This is a genomic window from Candidatus Fermentibacter sp. (genome assembly GCA_030373045.1).
In the GTDB taxonomy this organism is placed as follows: domain Bacteria; phylum Fermentibacterota; class Fermentibacteria; order Fermentibacterales; family Fermentibacteraceae; genus Fermentibacter.
The window spans coordinates 1-15,293 of record JAUCPW010000024.1; the positions used below are offsets into that span (position 1 = coordinate 1).

Here is a 15,293-nt window from a genome sequence, read left to right on the forward strand (position 1 = left end):
TCCATGCGGAAACCGGCGGGGTCGTAACTGCCCGAAGCCCCCTCCACGATTGCTCCGTCGGAGGCAAGTACGGTTCCCAGAGAGGGCATCGACTCGGCAAGCGCCACGGAGGTGATCAGAAGAAGAGAGGCAGACAGGTTCCACGCTCTCATGTCATCCTCCTTCACGGGAACATGGAGGCACTTGCATGAGTGTAGTGCCGTAAGCATATGCAGGTCAATGGCCGGTCGAACAACGATGAGAGGGAGGCCGCCGTGTTCAGGGGGCCCATCTGCAACAGGCACCCCTCTCTCCCCATGAAATGACAGAGATACTCCCGGTACAGTGAGAGGAGCGGACGACCTTCGCCGGAGGAACAGTGGGAGCCGTCCAGATGAGAGGCGATGCCTACCAGATCAGCACGGGATCCGGGCTTCCTCTTCGATATTCCCGGACCGGATCTACGCCGGTTTCTCTTATCGTTCGGCCGGTCCCCGTATCCGGGTGAAGCATCTCCTCGAAACAAGGTCGATCCGGCGTACCACTCATTCCGGTGAGCCGGAATGAGCAGGCACGTCAGCGGTTCACCATGGCTCTGGTTGTCCTGTCTGGTGAACCGCGAGAGTGCCCGACCGAGCATCCCCAGACGTTGCCCGATGGGCTCGTAACAATATCCCGCCGGATGATATGGCACGCCCTTTCGCAGGTCTCGGGGTTCTTCACTGTTAAATGGGGCATTGGCCCTGTTCAGCGGGATTCTTGGCCTCTTGCCGGACTTCCTCCGGCCCCCTGCACAACCGGGCCGGAGGGTGTAGAATACGGAACACTGCTGGAGTTCGGACGGTGATCGACGGCCAGGCCGAAAACACACTCATAGTATTGTTGCGTATGGATTTGTCGATGCATCTGAAGGATCTGAAACCAGGAACGGACCCGTGGGCAACGTAGTCTTAATCGGACTCGTCAGCTTCTTCGCGGATCTCAGCACAGAGATGGTGTACCCGCTCATCCCCCTGTACCTGACATCGGCCTTCGGCGCCACGCCCGCGCTCGTGGGGCTCATAGAAGGCATCGCCGAGAGCCTAGCCAGCCTCCTCCGGGTCTCCGGCGGCTACATCTCCGACAGGTACAGGCGCAAGAAGCCCCTGGCCTTCGCCGGCTACGCCGCGGGCCTCGTCTACAAGCTCGCCCTCCTCGCGGCGGGCTCCTGGACCGGCATCCTGGGCGCGCGCGTGATCGACAGGTTTGGCAAGGGCATCCGGACTGCCCCACGCGACGTGCTCGTGAGCGAGAGCTGCGACTCCGCGAGGCTCGGGCATTCCTTCGGCCTTCACAAGGCGCTCGACATGGCAGGCTCGGCGATGGGCATCCTTCTGGCCTGGCTGCTGATCAGGTCCTCCACCGGCTCGTACGACTACGGGAGGATATTCCTACTCTCCTGCATCCCCGCCGTGCTGTCGCTCGTGATGTTCGCGTTCATAAGGGAGACGGGCGCTAGGGGGACGGGGCAAGCCCCGCTCCACCTCCTGAAGGGCCTGGCCAACCTCGATCCGCGCCTGAAGCTCTATCTCGCGGTCGTCTTCGTGTTCACCCTGGGCAACTCCTCGAACACCTTCCTACTGCTCAGGGCGGGAAGCGCGGGATGCGACGCATCCCAGGTGGTGCTGCTCTACCTCCTCTACAACGCCGTCTCGTCCATCCTCGCCCTGCCCCTCGGAAGGCTGTCGGACAGGGTGGGGAGGAAGAGCCTCCTGGTGGCCGGATACGCAGTATTCTCGGTCGTGTATGCCGGGTTCGCCTGGGCCGGGAGCAGGGAGGTGATCGCCGCGGCCTTCGCCCTCTACGGAGTCTTCACGGCGATGACCGCCGGCGTGGAGAGGGCCTTCATAGCCGAGATCGCCCCGGCGCACCTGAAGGGCACCATGCTGGGTCTGCACGCCACCATCGCGGGGATCGCGCTCCTGCCCGCAAGCATACTGGCCGGCCTGCTCTGGGACGTATTCGGCCCGGTGGCCCCGTTCGCGACGGGCGCCGGCCTTTCGCTCGCCGCCGCCCTCACGCTGGCCCTGGGACTCCGCACGGGAGGGGAACCCGTCAGAGCATCCGCCTGAGGCAGGACGCCAGGTACTCGTACTGCGATATGTCGTTGTAGAGCTGCGCCGAGATCCGCAGGATCCGCAGCCTCTCCCTCCTGACGTACGATACCGGGACCTCGATCCGGCACTCCTCGAGGAGACGCCTCTGGAGCGGGTCCATCCATATCCAGTCGGGCAGGGGTGGATCGGGAGGATCGATCCAGGGCAGCTCGAAGGAGGCCATGGCCCCCGTCATCGAGTCCGGACAGGACTGTCCGACACCAAGTGCGTCGGCCACGATGCCGCGGGCCCGGAGGACCAGGGTCCGGTTGGCCTCCATGACGGCCGGGAGCCCGCCCGGCAGCAGCGAGGCGAGGTACTCCCCCGACCGGGAGACGCACAGGGCGGCGGTAGGATCCGTGGTCCCGCTCCACTGGAACTCGATCCTGAAGGCGCTCTGCCCGCTGTCGAAGTCGCCCGTGACGTGGCTGGTGGCCAGGGGGCGGGTTCTCTCCTGCATGTCCGAGCGAACGTAGAGCATGGCGCAGACCTTCGGCGAGCACAGCCACTTGTGGAAGTTGCCGGTGTAGAAGGCCGCGCCGATCGCCTGCATGTCGAGGGGAACCATTCCCGGGCCGTGCGCGCCGTCCACCAGAACCTCGACGCCCTTCCCGCGCATCGCGGCCACGAGCGGCGCAGGGTCCTGCACGAACCCGGTGGCACTCGTCACGTGATCGATGACGGCGAGCCTGGTCGCGGGGGTGACCATCGACAGGAAGGCCTCGGCGGCACCCTCCGGCCCGGGCGCCGGGAACGGCATCGGAACGACCCTGCAGCGGGCGCCCGCGGTCGCGCAGTGACGCATGCAGGCGTTCAGGGTCGAGAAGTACTCTTGGGACCCGACCAGCACTTCGTCGCCCCGGCGGAGCCCGAAGGAGGCCAGGGCGGTGTTGACCCCGTGGGTGGCGTTGGGCACGAACACGATCGAGCCGGGTTCGGCTCCCGTCAGCTTCTCGGCGTACTCCAGCTCGGTCTGGAGCAGGCCGGGCAGCCGCCTGACGAGGAACTCCATCGGCGCGGCCTCGAGCTCGGCCAGGAGCCCTGCGCGGAAGGAGAGGACATCCCGCGGGCAGGCCCCGAACGATCCGTGATTGAGATAGACAGTGTCCGGGTCGAGAGCCCAGAGCTTCCTGAACCGGCTGCCGGGCGGCATCCGGGCTCAGCGGCTCCGGGAGTAGAGCCCGGTGAGGGAGGCGCTGCCCAGTATGTGCCCGTGCATGGCCTCGCGGAGGTCGCGCGCGGTGGTCGAGGAGTCGGGCTGGAGCGCCGTATCGAGCGCGTGGAGCCTGAAGACATACCTGTGGGTGCCCGACGGGGGGCTCGGACCCCGCCATCCCGTCTCGCCCCAGCTGTTGAGCCCCTGCACGGAGCCGTCATCGAGGTGGACCGAGCCGGCGATCCCTTCCGGGAGGGACGTGGTCGACGCCGGGATGCCATAGAGGACCCAGTGCGTCCAGGTTCCGCCGGGCGCGTCGGGATCGTCGCAGACAAGGGCGAGGGTCACGGTCCCGGGAGGGGCGCCGGCCCATTCCAGGGGAGGCGAGACGTCCAGACCGTCGGCCGTGTAGATGGAAGGGATGGTCGAGCCGGAGCTGAACGCCGGGCTGGTGAGGACGAATGCCATCACCACGGCCTGCTCAGCCCCTTCCCATGAAACGGGCGGTGAATGTCGCCGTGGCCAGAACCGAGCCGGCCATGGCCCGGGCGAGAGTCTCGGCGTCGGATCCGTGTGGGATGTCGAGCCGCCTGTCCAGCGCATGGGCAGTGAAGACGAGCACCCTGAGGGTGCCAGTGCTCTCGGGACCCGTCCACCCCGGGACCCCGAAGCTGTTGACCCCCTGCACCGCCCCGTTCTCGAGCTCGGGCTCCACCGGGAGGCCGCCGTAGATGCCGGGCGGCTCGGGCGGAAGGTTGTAGAGTATCCAGTGGTGTACGGGTGCACCATCCACCGTCTCGGTGCAGGTCATGGCGATCGAGACGGTCCCCTTCGGGGCGTTGGCCCACCCGACCGGGGGCGAGGAGTTGTCGGTGGTTCTCGAGTACCAGCCCGGCAGATAACCTTCGCTGTCCACCGCACTGCTAGTCACCTTGAACGCCATCTCTCCACCTCCCTGTCATTCAGGCGGCCTCAGGGTCCGGCCTCCGCCCCGCCCGCCGCCGTCGTCCAATATGCACCAATCCGGCCGGAGTCGAGAGCCTCCGGCTTCCTCCGGCCCCCGCGGCCGGATTCCGCGGCCCGCCCGTGGAGGATCAGGTCCGCTGCAGCAGGAGCCCGGTCAGGTAGCCGCCCTGCGGATAGGACAGCAGCACGGGGTGGTCGGGGGCCTGTCCCATCCGGGAGATGATCCTGAGATCCCTCCCCACGTCCGCCGAGGCAGAGAAGACGATCTTCTGGAACAGCTCCTCGCCCACCAGGCCCGAGCAGGAGAACGTGAACAGCAGCCCTCCGGGCTCGAGGACGGACATGGCCTGCATGTTGACGTCCTTGTAGGCGCGGGTGCCTCGCTGGAGCGCGTCCTTGCCGCCGACGTACCTGGGCGGATCGAGTATGACGGCGCCGAAGGAGGCCCCCTCCTCCCGGTACCGCCTCAGAAGGGCGGGGACGTCGGCGTCTAGCATCGGGTACCTGTCGCCTCCGAAGCCGTTGAGCTCCATGTTCCGCGACGCCGTCTCCAGGGCTGGGCGCGACGAGTCGATGCTCGTCACGGTCGAGGCGCCGCCCATGGCCGCTGCGACGCTGAATCCACCGGTGTAGCAGAAGCAGTTCAGGACGGATCTGCCTTCCATGTAGCGCCGGCTGTCCATCCTGTTCAGGGCCTGGTCGAGGTAGAAGCCGGTCTTGTGGCCGTTCCTCACGTCGACGAGCAGCCGGGCGCCGCCCTCGTCGACCTCGATCTCGACGGGTGGCTCCTCCCCTGCGAGGAGGCCGTGCCGCTTGTCCATCCCCTCCTTCTTCCGCGCATCCGTGTCGCTTCGCTCCCACACCCCCCTGGCGCCCGTGAGCGCCATGGCCTCGTCCACGATAAGATCCTTCAGACCGTCGATGCCGAGAGTGAGGAACTGCATCACGAGGAAGCCGGCGTACCAGTCGACCACGAGGCCCGGCATCAGGTCGGAGTCAGAGTGGACCATCCGGTAGGCTCCGCCCGGCTCCGGGAAGGACGGCAGCGCGCGCCTCAGCTCGAGCGCCCTCGCGAGTCTCCTGCGCCAGAAGTCATCCCCCGGTTCCTCGCCGCGGTCCCACGAGAACAGGTGGACGGCTATCTCCGATGCGGGATTGTAGAAGCCCCTGGCCATCCAGGCGCCGTCCGGCCCCACGACGTCGACGACATCCCCGGGAGAGGCTCCCGGATCCACATCCTGGATCGCTCCGGAGTAGACCCAGGGATGCCTGTTGAGGATGCTCTTCTCCCTGTCACGCCTGATCCTGCATGCAGCATGGTTCATCACGGGGGGCACCTTTCCCCGGCCTCCGCCGGGCTCTTCGCGGGTGTGCAGCCGGCCGGGGGGAGCCGGGCGCAGAGCGCCCTCCCCGGCATCGAGCGGGCGGGGATCGGATGCCCGGGATTCGAGCCCGGGATCAGTTCTCCAGGAGGAAGTATCTCAGGCCCAGGCCGGTGTAGCCCCTGCTCTCCACCGAGGGGAGGACGGCCTTCATGACTTCGAAGGCATCACCCAGGAGGGTCGTCTCGGAGAACATCACGGTGACCTCGACGGGCCTGCCTTCGATGTCGCGGTTGTCGAGCCTCCGCTGGACCTGGGTGAGGACGCTGTCGAGCTTGGCCTGGTTGTATTCGCCGCCTGGCAGGGCCGAGGTGATCTCGATCGAGAACTCCTCCACCCGGCCCACCAGCCACTGGTCGGTGAAGAGGACCTTCATGCCGACGGGACGCGTCGGGGAGGAGTCGGGCATCACCGACTGGACAACCAGGGGCAGCCTCTCGAACTCGGTCATCCCCTCGTCGGACCACATGCAGAGCCCGTCGAGATCGAGGTTCGCCTGGTCGCCTTCGCGGTTCTTCATGTCGATGTAGACGACGAGAGGCTTGATGGGCACGGAGGCCGGGGCGATGAACGCGACAGTGCTGCCCTCGGGGATGAGGCTGAGGTTGAGGTTGGTATGGGGCTCCGCGCTCGTGCCCTCTGCGTTGAGCTGGTACACGATGTCGCTGCCTACCCTGATCGGGAGCGAGTCGAGAGGGACATCGGGTTCCATCGAGGAGGATGAGTCGGCCGAGAACCCGGTGGAGACGTTCTCGGCCCTGTCGAACGAGACGAGGATGACGGTGCAGAGGATCAGCCCGAGGACGCTCAGACCTATACCCGCAAGGCCGGACTTCTTGTGGGGGATTACCACGAGATGGTCGGGCCCCTCGATCCTGATGGGGATGTCGAGGGTCTTCTGCAGGGGTTCCCTCTGCTCCTTCAGCGGCCGGTTCTGATATTCGAGATCGAACCCGCAGTTGCCGCACTTCCCGGTGCCTCTGTCTCCGTTGTCGTGGCCGCAGATACGACAGAACATCACTCAACCCCCGGGTGGTCAGTAGCGACGGCGCCATCCCGCCAGAATCTGGCAAAGAACTCCCAGTCTATGTTCCAAGCATACGCCGATCGAAGGCTGTCTACAAGTCCGGCAAGCACCTCCTCGCGCCTCGCGGAGTACAGCATCGGCACCAGGGCGTCCCGCGACTCCTCCAGGGTGGCCTCCCTCTCGGGGATGACCTCCTCGAGCCTGACGAAAACGAGCCCGCCGGTTCCTACGGAGCACGACAGGACCTGTCCGGGAGCGAGGGAGAAGGCTCCGGGGCCGACCTCCGCGGGAAGATCGGACATCTCCAGCGGTCTCGTGAGGGCCGATCCGGCATCCTCCATCAGGGCCGCGGGAACGGTGAATGCCCCCGGGTCGGCGAGCGGATCGCCTCCGGCGGCGAGCAGCGTCGAAAGGGCCGAAGCCTGCGCGCCCGGCGTGGCGTATACCAGCCTGAACACGCGCTCCTCGGGCATCAGGAGCATGTCCCTGTTGTCGTTCCAGGCATCCTGCATGTCCTGATCGGTGATCAGGATCCTCGGGCCTGCGACGGTCTCGAACCATGCGTCGAGGAGAACCTGTTCCTGCGCATCCCGGATGTCAGGACCCACGACGGGGTGCTCGTCGAGGCCGAGTTCGACCGCCCTGGCCGCCATGATCTCATAGAGGCCCAGCAGGTGGCAGTAGTCCGTCACCCATGCGGTGTCGCCCGCTGTTCTGGGAAGGTTTTCGGGCAGGTCCCTGATGTTGCACGCGAGAGAGATGACGCTCCTCTCCCCTCCGTCCCACGAAATGGCCGTCATCCGGGCCTCCGACTCCGTGTAGGGGGAGAAGTGCCCGACAGGGTCGAGAGCATGCGACGCCACCAGCCCGGCAGCGGAGGAATCCACCCGCAACCCCCGGGCCTGCACGAGGCTGTCCTCCAGGATGTTCCTGTACTCCTCGGACATGTGGGCCCAGATGAAGTCCCTTATCCGGCCCTCGGCCTCCTCGAACGGGGGAGGTTCCACGGCCAGGACCGAGTCCAGCCTGAGGAACCTGAAGCCGGACGGGGTGGAGGCGATGCGCGAGATGTCACCGGGGGCGAGGCCCGCCAGGAGGTCTCTGTCGACGCCCACAAGCCTCGTCCTGTCCGTGGGTCCGCAGCGACCCCGGGTCGGCCTGTCCTGCATCAGGGTCGTCGAGGATGCTGCGAGTGCCCGGGCGTCGGCTCCGGCCGCCACCAGGGCCCGGAGGCTGTCCGCAGTCAGGCTGTCGTCCGCCTGTATGGCCGTGAAGACGAGCTCTTCGCCCATGCGGTCGTAGAAGGACCGTATGGAATCCTCGGGGACTTCGACCGAGCCCAGCTTGTACTGGAGGTAGATGTACTGCAGCCTGGTCCTGGCGGCGTCATGTACGGCGCTCGCGATCTCGGGATCTTCATCCAGACCCCTGGCGCATGCGTCTTCGAGGATGAGGAGCCGGTCGACCGCATTCTCGGCGAACGCTGTCACGGAGACGGAGTCTCGCTCGATGTTCTCGAGGATCGCGGCGGCATCATCGTAGGAGAGGACCCTGCCGCCGGCCGACACGGCCGCCGGCGCCTCCTCCCGGCCGCAGGAGAGGAGGAACATGACTGTCGGAATGAGCACGTACCGCATCGCAGCTCCCCCCGGAGGGCGGCATGGCCTGGTTGGTGTTGCCGAGACGAAACAGGTTAATGTAGTTTCGTCCGGGACCTGTCAACACCGGAGGTGAACCCTCGATGCACCCCGTCATGCTCGCCGCGCTCACGGCCGCAGGTGCAGCCGCGACCCAGCCCTCACCCTCGTGGAGGACGGGCATGCAGGCCGTCGACGCCGAGACCGGCGAAGTCCTGCTCGACTCCAGGGCCGACGAGCTCTTCAGGCCCGCTTCCACCGTCAAGCTGATCACCACGCTGCTGGCCTTCCGCACGCTCGGCCCCTCCAGCATCATCGAAACCGACATCCTCGCCGACTCTGCCGGATCGACCATCTACATCGTGGGCGCAGGGGCGCCCCTCATCGAGCCGGACGACATCGAAAGGGCCGCGGTGGAGACAGCGTCGGCCCTCCGGGGAGGATCCTGGGATCTCGTCTTCGACACATCCGCCTTCGCCGACTCGAACCGGTGCCCTGGCTGGGATCAGGACGACTGGTCGCGGGTCTACTGCCCGCCGGTGGAGGCCCTGACCCTAGGTGACAACGTGCTCGAACTCGTCCTGACGTCCGATCGGAGCTCCGTATCCGTGGAGGAGTATCCGGAGCTGCCAGGGCTCGAGCTCAGGGGCTCGGTGGCCGTGGGAACGGCCAGGGACTGGGAGCCCACGGCGAGGCCGGAGGGCTGGGCGACCTCGGAGCCCGTGATCACGCTCGGGGGCACCATGCCTCCGGACACCACGGTCGTCGTCTACGTGCCGTTCGCCGGCGCCCCGCGGCAGTTCGCCGAGGTATTCGCCAACGAGCTGGAGACCAGGAACCTCAGGGTGACGTCTGTGGGAGGGGGACGGGTCCCCTCGGACGAGGAGCTCACGAGGGTCGCCGTCATCAGATCTCGGCCGGTGTACGAGATAGCCGCCCAGATGAACAAGTGGAGCATGAACGTGGTGGCCGAACTCCTGCTGAGGGCCTCCGCGGACTCGCACCCGGGCGGGGAGGCCACGACCCGGGCGGGATGCGACATGGCCGGGCGGATGCTCCAGGAGCTGCAGGGCGTCGACGGAGCACAGTTGGCCGACGGATCGGGCCTCTCGAGGTTGAACATGATCAGCCCTTCGCAACTCGTGAGCGTCCTGCTGGACGGTGCGGGGTCGCTCGAGTGGGGGCCGGAGTTCCTGGCCTCGCTCGCTGTCAACGGAGTCGACGGCACGATGGCCTCGCGGCTCTCGGACCTGCCGCCGGGGGCTTTCAGAGGCAAGACGGGCTCCCTGGGCGACACGGCCTCGCTCGCGGGGATCCTCAGGACCTCGGGCGGCCGCACGATCGCCCTGGCGATCATGTGCGAAGTGCCCCAGGGCGCTGTACATTCCGCCAGGAACTGGCAGGACGGGGTGGTCAGGGAGCTGTACGCCTGCTACTGAGTGCCGGCCGGCCCCCGGGCGGAGTGCCGGGTTCCGGTCAGCCTGAGGCGGAGGGGGGTGACGAGGGATTCGAGCATGACCCTGGCGGAGATCTTCGACTCTCCGTGCTCCCTCTCCACGAAGACTATGGGTACCTCCCGGATCGAGAGCCCCGACCTCCAGGCCCTGTGGAGCATCTCGACCAGGAATGCGTAGCCCCCGGCATGTTTCCTGCCGGACAGGATCGACTCCAGCCTTTCGGCCCTGATGCCCCTGAAGCCGCTGGTGCAGTCGGAGAAGGGCATCCCCGTGACGGCCCTGATGTAGGAGTTGGCGGAATAGCTCAGGTTCAGCCTGAGGATCGACCAGTTCAGGACGCTCACGCCCCGGATGTACCTCGAGCCCAGAGCCATGTCGTGATCATCGAGAGCCTCGTCCAGCCCGCGGAGATGCACGGGCTGGTGGGAGAGGTCGGCGTCCATCATGAACACCCGCTGCCAGGAGCCCTTCTCGATCACCTGCCTGAAGGCGGCCTCGTAGGCCCTGCCGAGCCCTCTCTCGCCCGATCTCTCCATGAGGGCGACACCGGGGTCGGATGCGGCCAGGGCCTTCACTGCCTGCGCCGTTCCGTCCGGGGACGAGTCGTCGACGAAGAGCATGTCGAAATCGCACGCGTCGCGGACCGACCGGTGCAGTTCCGCGACGTTCTCTCTCTCGTTGTAGGTCGGGATTACGACGAGCCTGTCGGACATCCCGTCAGCTCTTGACCCGTTCGATGTAGGTATCCGTCCGGGTGTCGACCCTTATCTTCTCCCCCTCCTTCAGGAAGAGGGGAACCTGTACCACGAGACCCGTCTCGAGGGTCGCGGGCTTCGAGCCGCCGCTGGCCGTGTCGCCCTTCAGCCCGGGGTCGGTCTCGACGATCAGCAGGTCGACGAAGGTAGGGGGTTCGATCGAGATGGGCTCGGATCCGTTGAAGAGCACCTCTAGCCTGCAGTTGTCGACCAGGTAGAGGGCCGTGTCGCCGACCACCCGGTCGTCGAGGATGATCTGCTCGAAGGTGTCGGGATCCATCACCACGAGGCCCTCCTCGGTGCGGTAGAGCATCTCGAAGGTTCGCCTCTCGAGCCTCACGTCCTTGACCTTCTCGCCGGAGCGCCAGCTCCTGTCCAGGACCTTACCGGACTGGAGCTCGCGCAGCCTGGTCCTGATGAAGGCCGGGCCCTTGCCCGGCTTCACGTGCTGGTACTCGAGCACGAGGAAGAGCACGCCATCTACTTCGATTACGACACCCTTCCTGAGGTCCGTGGTCCAGATCATCTCGAATCCTTCCGGCTTCTCATGCCTTGATCATGCCCGGAACGAGTTCCAGGGCCAGCCTGTATCCAGCAGTCCCCGCCCCGCAGATGAGGACGTCGGCTGCGCGTGCGGTGACCAGTATCCTGCGCTCGGGCTCCCTTGCCATCACCTGGCTGAGGTGCACCTCGATGACCGGGCCGTCGAAGCCCTCCATCGCGTCGTGTATGGCCATCGAGCCGTGGGCGTATCCGCCCGGGTTGATGACCAGCGCATCCAGCCTGCCCGAGGCGGCCCAGACTGCGCTCACGATGCCGCCCTCGCTGTCCGACTGGATCGATTCAACGTCCATCCCGAGATCATCCGCCCAGGCCTTCACGGAGGCCGTGAGCTCCCGATAGGTCGCCGTCCCGTACTGTGCGGGATCGCGGCGGCCCAGGGCTCCGAGGCTGGGCCCGTCCACGACGAGCACCGAAGGCCTGGCGCCCCTCACTTCTCCTCCTGCCGGTAGGGTTCGAGGAAGAGTTCGGCCCGCTCCTCGGGGGAGAAAAGGTCGAAGAGGCTTCTGGGCTCCCGCTTCAGGCCCTGGGCCGCCCTTGGTTCGGGAGCGTGGGCGGGGGCGGGGGAGGGAGCCGCCGGCCTTGCTTCAGGAACGGCCATGCCCTGGCTCCTGAGGATCCGCTCCATGCGTCCGGTCTGTGGGAACGGCGCCGGGGCGGCCTCTTCTCCGGAGACGGCCTGTCCGGGTTGCGACGAGGCTTCGGGCGCCGGCGCCGTGGAAGCCGCCGGCTCCGTCGGAGGAGCTGTTTCGGGTTCGGGAGCGGAGGCCGGTTCCGCTGCCCGTGCCGGCACGGGTTCGGCGTCCCGTCCGGGAGCTCCTGCCTCCGACCGGAGCGGAGCCGCGGGTATGTCAGCCTCCGCCTGCCCGGGGGGAGGTTCAGTTTCGGCCGGGAAGGCCTGCTCGACGGTGACCGCAGGTTCCGGCGCAGACGCGGGTTCCGGCGATGGAGGCTCGGAGCCGGCCCCGGCAGGGCTTTCGGCCGCGAAGGCATCCTCGACCGGGGAGGCCGTCTGCACCGGGGGAGACTCCGGTTCGGCCGCGAAGGCCTGCTCCAGGGTGACTGCAGGTTCCGCGACGACCGGCCCGGAAGCCGCGGCAGGAATGGCCGAGGGCACCGCGACGGCTTCGGGTGGCGCGACCGCTTCTTCACCTGACGGGACGGGCGCGGGTTCAGGGGCCGTCCTCTCTTTCCGCTTCGCCTCCTCGAGCTGCTGCTGTGCCTCGGGGTCGCCTGGATTCTCGAACACATAGTCGCCGAAGAGCTTGACTGCGTCGCGATACCTGCCCTCGACCATGGACATCTCGGCCAGGTTCTTGAGGGCCACCAGATTGAACGGATCCGTCTTCAGCACTTCCTCGAAGGCCGAGCGGGCCTCCTGCATGTCTCCCGTGCCCCTCAGGCAGCGTGCGATGACCATCCGGATGGAGTTGTTGCCAGGCCAGTCCTTCTGCCCCCGGCGGGAGACCTCGAGGGCCTCGTCGTTGCGCCCGGCTATCCTCAGCCTGTCGGCCAGCCTCGCGCAGACGACCGGAGATGGATTAGCGATCCAGTCCTCGTAGAGCTGCCGGATCTCGGCCTCCAGAGACTCAGCCATCCTGTTCCTCCACGGCGAAGGTCCCCATGAGGATCCACCCTTCGCGCACGTATGGCTCCTTTTCGGCGTCGGGATTGAAGATCTCGGCGTCGAGCAGGAAGGACCTGCCTGCATCCTGGAGAACATAGCTCGTGAACCCGCCTGCGTTAAGATGGTGCGGGTTGATCCATGCCCCCGTGAGCCTCCAGCCCGTCATGCCCCCCGTCGAGAGGGGAAGTGCTTCGAGCCTCGAGCGGTCGACCGAGTCGGCGGAGGCGTCGTAGAAGAACCTGCGGGCCATGTCCTGCCGCCAGGCAACGGCTCCGTCGGCATCCAGCGCCTCGAGGCCCTCGACCCAGCGGATGCTCAGGATCAACCGCCCGTTGTCGGACACCGGGCGCTGGAACTGGACGAAGCCGTCTTCCGGGATCCACTCGGAGGTGGCGTAGGACCTTGGTACGTTCATGCGGAAGCCCAGAGCGGCAAGGCTGTCCATCCGTTCCGGGCTCGTCATGGAGGTGCTGACGAAATCCTGGAAGAGCCAGTCCCGCAGATGCCGGTCGTACGCGGCTTCGAGGCTGTCGGCGACGGCATCCGGACCGGCTGACCCGATCACCGTGCCGAACACCCTCTGGCCCCGGGCCCAGACATCCCTGGCGCCCGCCACGGGCCCTCCGCCCCGGAGTTCGCCCGGCAGGCCCTGCTCGTCGGCAGCCAGGAACAGGATCGTCCTCCTGTTGCGCAGGGACCCGGTGAACTCGCTCGAGGAACAGAAGGAGAACGAGAAGACAGGCTCTGGGTCGATGGTGGTGACGGTTCGCTGGTACAGGCCCGTGAGGCTGTCCGCCGCCTGCTCCTCTCCGTCGGGATACACCACGAGGACACCCTTGAGCGGGCCTTCGGCCTCCCTGGCGCATCCAGCCGCGAGGAGGAGCGCCAGGAGCATCGAGGCTCCCGGAAGGGGCTTCATCTCCCTCTCCGGGAGAACAGCGGGAACACCGTCCGGGCGACACCCAGAACGAGCGGGAGATATCTGATGACGCCTGCGGCCACCGAGCGGGTCCCCTCCCGGTTGATCACATCGACCGCCGACGTGATCGTACCGGCCGTCCTCGTGAGTTCGCGCCCCGTCCTGTCGAAGCTCTCGAGAGTCGACCCTATCCTGGGGAGGAGGGCCGAGACATCCCTCTGGAGCCTCTCGACCGAGGCTTCGAGCCTGCCCAGCGTCCTCTGCGCCTTGACGGCGGATGCCACGACCATGGCGATCGCGGTCCAGAGGCCGACGACACCGATGAGAACAATGATCTCGAGAGCGCCCATGTCTCCCCTCCGGTTTCCGGTGTCCGCGATCCGGCCGGGCGGGTCAGCGCCAGGCCTGCTGCGTGCTCCGCCATACTATTATCTGCAGCCGGCTCTTCAGGGAGTGATGCGAGCGCCAGCGCCGAGGCGGCAGCGCACTGTGTTCTCCAGCAGCATCGCGATCGTGAGGGGCCCTACGCCGCCGGGCACAGGCGTGAGGAGTGATGCGCGCGCCAGGGCCTCGTCCGCCCGGACGTCGCCCACCGGCCTGCCTTCCGCGTATGTCGTACCGACATCGACCACGACGGCACCCTCCCTGATCCAGGAGCCCCCGACCATGCCCGGCACGCCGGCTGCGGTGACGAGGATGTCGGCCGTCCTGCAGAGGCCCTCCAGGTCCTTCGTCCGCGAATGTGCGATGGTCACGGTGGCGTCTGCGGCCAGGAGGAGGGCGGCCATGGGCCTGCCGACGATGATGCTCCGGCCTATGACGACGGCTCTGCTGCCGCGCGGGGAGATGCCGGCATCCGCGAGCAGCCGCATCACGCCGGCTGGGGTGCACGGCACGATGCACTCCTCGCCGCGCCAGAGCCGGCCGACGTTCTCGGGATGGAATCCGTCCACGTCCTTGCGGGGATCGACGGCCGCGGCCACGGCCGATGGGTCGATGCCCTGCGGGAGAGGGAGCTGGCAGAGGATGGCATCCACCGAGGGATCGCCGTTGAGCGCCGCGATCCTGTCCAGGAGGGCTTCCTGCGAGGTGCCCGATGGAAGATCGACGAGGATGGACGTTATGCCCGTGCGTTCGCAGGCCTTCTGCTTGGACCGCACGTATCCCCTGCTTGCCGGGTCGTCACCGACCAGGATGACGGCAAGGCCCGGAGGGGTGGCTCCCCACCGGGCCGAACTCGCAATGACGCCTGCCTCTATCCTGCGGGCGAGATCCCTGCCGGACAGCAGTGCGCCCACGGGCTAGCCTCCGATTATCTCGGTGATCTCCACATTCGTGAGGTCCTGTCTGTGGCCGGTGCGCTTCTCGTGACCCTTGCGCCTCTTGCGGTGGAAGACCGTGACCTTGGGTCCCCTGCCGTGGGAGAGGATGCGGGCCCTGACCGAAGTGGCGTCGAGAACGGGGTTCCCGATGCGGACGCCGGCGGTGCCGGAGACGAGCATCACCCTGTCGAAGGAGACGTCTTCACCCTCGCCGCCGGGGAGCTTCCCGACCGAGAGCTTCATGCCGGGCTCGACCCTGTACTGGAGTCCACCCGTCTCGATTACAGCGTACAAGATACACCTCCGCAATCAATCCTGTGTCGAAACAACCGCGTTTATAGGTCCGGGGGCGGCTCATGGTCAACCCGTC

16 protein-coding genes are annotated in these 15,293 nt (G+C 66.9%); 2 read left to right on the plus strand and 14 right to left on the minus strand.

The window, feature by feature from the left end:
- Nucleotides 1-914: 914 nt before the first annotated feature.
- Nucleotides 915-2,090, plus strand: a complete 1,176-nt coding sequence (locus QUS11_04510; GenBank protein ID MDM7992553.1) for an MFS transporter — start codon at nucleotides 915-917, stop codon at nucleotides 2,088-2,090.
- On the opposite strand, the gene QUS11_04515 is transcribed toward QUS11_04510, so the two are convergent.
- The 6 genes from QUS11_04515 to QUS11_04540 all read right to left on the minus strand — a co-directional run bounded on the left by QUS11_04515 (nucleotide 2,074) and on the right by QUS11_04540 (nucleotide 8,282).
- The gene (locus tag QUS11_04515) at nucleotides 2,074-3,267 is read right to left on the minus strand and encodes an aminotransferase class V-fold PLP-dependent enzyme (protein MDM7992554.1); all 1,194 of its coding nucleotides are present in this window, start codon (nucleotides 3,265-3,267) and stop codon (nucleotides 2,074-2,076) included. The genes QUS11_04510 and QUS11_04515 overlap by 17 nt on opposite strands.
- A gap of 6 nt (nucleotides 3,268-3,273) precedes the next feature.
- Complete coding sequence (locus QUS11_04520) at nucleotides 3,274-3,738, minus strand: YbhB/YbcL family Raf kinase inhibitor-like protein (protein MDM7992555.1); 465 nt, start codon at nucleotides 3,736-3,738, stop codon at nucleotides 3,274-3,276.
- A 13-nt stretch (nucleotides 3,739-3,751) separates the two neighbouring features.
- Nucleotides 3,752-4,213 carry a YbhB/YbcL family Raf kinase inhibitor-like protein gene (locus QUS11_04525; GenBank protein MDM7992556.1) on the minus strand — a complete coding sequence of 154 codons (462 nt, stop codon included), beginning with the start codon at nucleotides 4,211-4,213 and terminating at the stop codon, nucleotides 3,752-3,754.
- A 151-nt stretch (nucleotides 4,214-4,364) separates the two neighbouring features.
- Complete coding sequence (locus tag QUS11_04530; protein ID MDM7992557.1) at nucleotides 4,365-5,561, minus strand: class I SAM-dependent rRNA methyltransferase; 1,197 nt, start codon at nucleotides 5,559-5,561, stop codon at nucleotides 4,365-4,367.
- Nucleotides 5,562-5,694: 133 nt separating this feature from the next.
- Nucleotides 5,695-6,636 (minus strand): hypothetical protein, encoded by a 942-nt coding sequence (locus QUS11_04535; GenBank protein MDM7992558.1) that lies wholly within the window; start codon nucleotides 6,634-6,636, stop codon nucleotides 5,695-5,697.
- Nucleotides 6,636-8,282, minus strand: coding sequence for a peptidyl-prolyl cis-trans isomerase (locus QUS11_04540; GenBank protein ID MDM7992559.1), 1,647 nt, complete (start codon nucleotides 8,280-8,282; stop codon nucleotides 6,636-6,638). Before QUS11_04540 ends, QUS11_04535 begins: the two co-directional genes overlap by 1 nt.
- Nucleotides 8,283-8,386: 104 nt before the next feature.
- Between QUS11_04540 and dacB the strand changes: the two genes are divergently transcribed.
- Nucleotides 8,387-9,721 (plus strand): D-alanyl-D-alanine carboxypeptidase/D-alanyl-D-alanine-endopeptidase, encoded by a 1,335-nt coding sequence (dacB, locus tag QUS11_04545; GenBank protein MDM7992560.1) that lies wholly within the window; start codon nucleotides 8,387-8,389, stop codon nucleotides 9,719-9,721.
- Here dacB and QUS11_04550 read toward each other — a convergent pair.
- The 8 genes from QUS11_04550 to rplU all read right to left on the minus strand — a co-directional run bounded on the left by QUS11_04550 (nucleotide 9,715) and on the right by rplU (nucleotide 15,217).
- Entirely contained in the window at nucleotides 9,715-10,452 is a 738-nt protein-coding gene (locus QUS11_04550; GenBank protein ID MDM7992561.1) for a polyprenol monophosphomannose synthase, read from the minus strand. The genes dacB and QUS11_04550 overlap by 7 nt on opposite strands.
- Nucleotides 10,453-10,456: 4 nt before the next feature.
- Nucleotides 10,457-11,020 carry an elongation factor P gene (gene efp / locus QUS11_04555; protein ID MDM7992562.1) on the minus strand — a complete coding sequence of 188 codons (564 nt, stop codon included), beginning with the start codon at nucleotides 11,018-11,020 and terminating at the stop codon, nucleotides 10,457-10,459.
- 19 nt (nucleotides 11,021-11,039) lie between these two features.
- Nucleotides 11,040-11,489 carry a type II 3-dehydroquinate dehydratase gene (locus QUS11_04560; GenBank protein ID MDM7992563.1) on the minus strand — a complete coding sequence of 150 codons (450 nt, stop codon included), beginning with the start codon at nucleotides 11,487-11,489 and terminating at the stop codon, nucleotides 11,040-11,042.
- A complete protein-coding gene (locus tag QUS11_04565) occupies nucleotides 11,486-12,652 on the minus strand; it encodes a tetratricopeptide repeat protein (GenBank protein ID MDM7992564.1) in 1,167 nt (388 codons plus the stop codon). Before QUS11_04565 ends, QUS11_04560 begins: the two co-directional genes overlap by 4 nt.
- Nucleotides 12,645-13,601, minus strand: a complete 957-nt coding sequence (locus tag QUS11_04570; protein ID MDM7992565.1) for a DUF4837 family protein — start codon at nucleotides 13,599-13,601, stop codon at nucleotides 12,645-12,647. Before QUS11_04570 ends, QUS11_04565 begins: the two co-directional genes overlap by 8 nt.
- Entirely contained in the window at nucleotides 13,598-13,951 is a 354-nt protein-coding gene (locus tag QUS11_04575; protein MDM7992566.1) for a hypothetical protein, read from the minus strand. Before QUS11_04575 ends, QUS11_04570 begins: the two co-directional genes overlap by 4 nt.
- Before the next feature lie 96 nt (nucleotides 13,952-14,047).
- Complete coding sequence (gene folD / locus QUS11_04580; GenBank protein MDM7992567.1) at nucleotides 14,048-14,899, minus strand: bifunctional methylenetetrahydrofolate dehydrogenase/methenyltetrahydrofolate cyclohydrolase FolD; 852 nt, start codon at nucleotides 14,897-14,899, stop codon at nucleotides 14,048-14,050.
- A gap of 3 nt (nucleotides 14,900-14,902) precedes the next feature.
- On the minus strand, nucleotides 14,903-15,217 hold the full coding sequence (rplU, locus tag QUS11_04585; protein ID MDM7992568.1) for a 50S ribosomal protein L21: 315 nt from the start codon (nucleotides 15,215-15,217) through the stop codon (nucleotides 14,903-14,905).
- Between the last annotated feature and the right edge of the window lie 76 nt (nucleotides 15,218-15,293).

Coding starts and splice junctions, on each gene's coding strand:
- QUS11_04515 (MDM7992554.1), bottom strand. CDS start 3,267: ATGCCGCCCGGCAGCCGGTTCAGGAAGCTCTGGGCTCTCGACCCGGAC.
- QUS11_04520 (MDM7992555.1), bottom strand. CDS start 3,738: ATGGCATTCGTCCTCACCAGCCCGGCGTTCAGCTCCGGCTCGACCATC.
- QUS11_04525 (MDM7992556.1), bottom strand. CDS start 4,213: ATGGCGTTCAAGGTGACTAGCAGTGCGGTGGACAGCGAAGGTTATCTG.
- QUS11_04530 (MDM7992557.1), bottom strand. CDS start 5,561: ATGAACCATGCTGCATGCAGGATCAGGCGTGACAGGGAGAAGAGCATC.
- QUS11_04535 (MDM7992558.1), bottom strand. CDS start 6,636: ATGTTCTGTCGTATCTGCGGCCACGACAACGGAGACAGAGGCACCGGG.
- QUS11_04540 (MDM7992559.1), bottom strand. CDS start 8,282: ATGCGGTACGTGCTCATTCCGACAGTCATGTTCCTCCTCTCCTGCGGC.
- dacB (MDM7992560.1), top strand. CDS start 8,387: ATGCACCCCGTCATGCTCGCCGCGCTCACGGCCGCAGGTGCAGCCGCG.
- QUS11_04550 (MDM7992561.1), bottom strand. CDS start 10,452: ATGTCCGACAGGCTCGTCGTAATCCCGACCTACAACGAGAGAGAGAAC.
- efp (MDM7992562.1), bottom strand. CDS start 11,020: ATGATCTGGACCACGGACCTCAGGAAGGGTGTCGTAATCGAAGTAGAT.
- QUS11_04565 (MDM7992564.1), bottom strand. CDS start 12,652: ATGGCTGAGTCTCTGGAGGCCGAGATCCGGCAGCTCTACGAGGACTGG.
- QUS11_04570 (MDM7992565.1), bottom strand. CDS start 13,601: ATGAAGCCCCTTCCGGGAGCCTCGATGCTCCTGGCGCTCCTCCTCGCG.
- QUS11_04575 (MDM7992566.1), bottom strand. CDS start 13,951: ATGGGCGCTCTCGAGATCATTGTTCTCATCGGTGTCGTCGGCCTCTGG.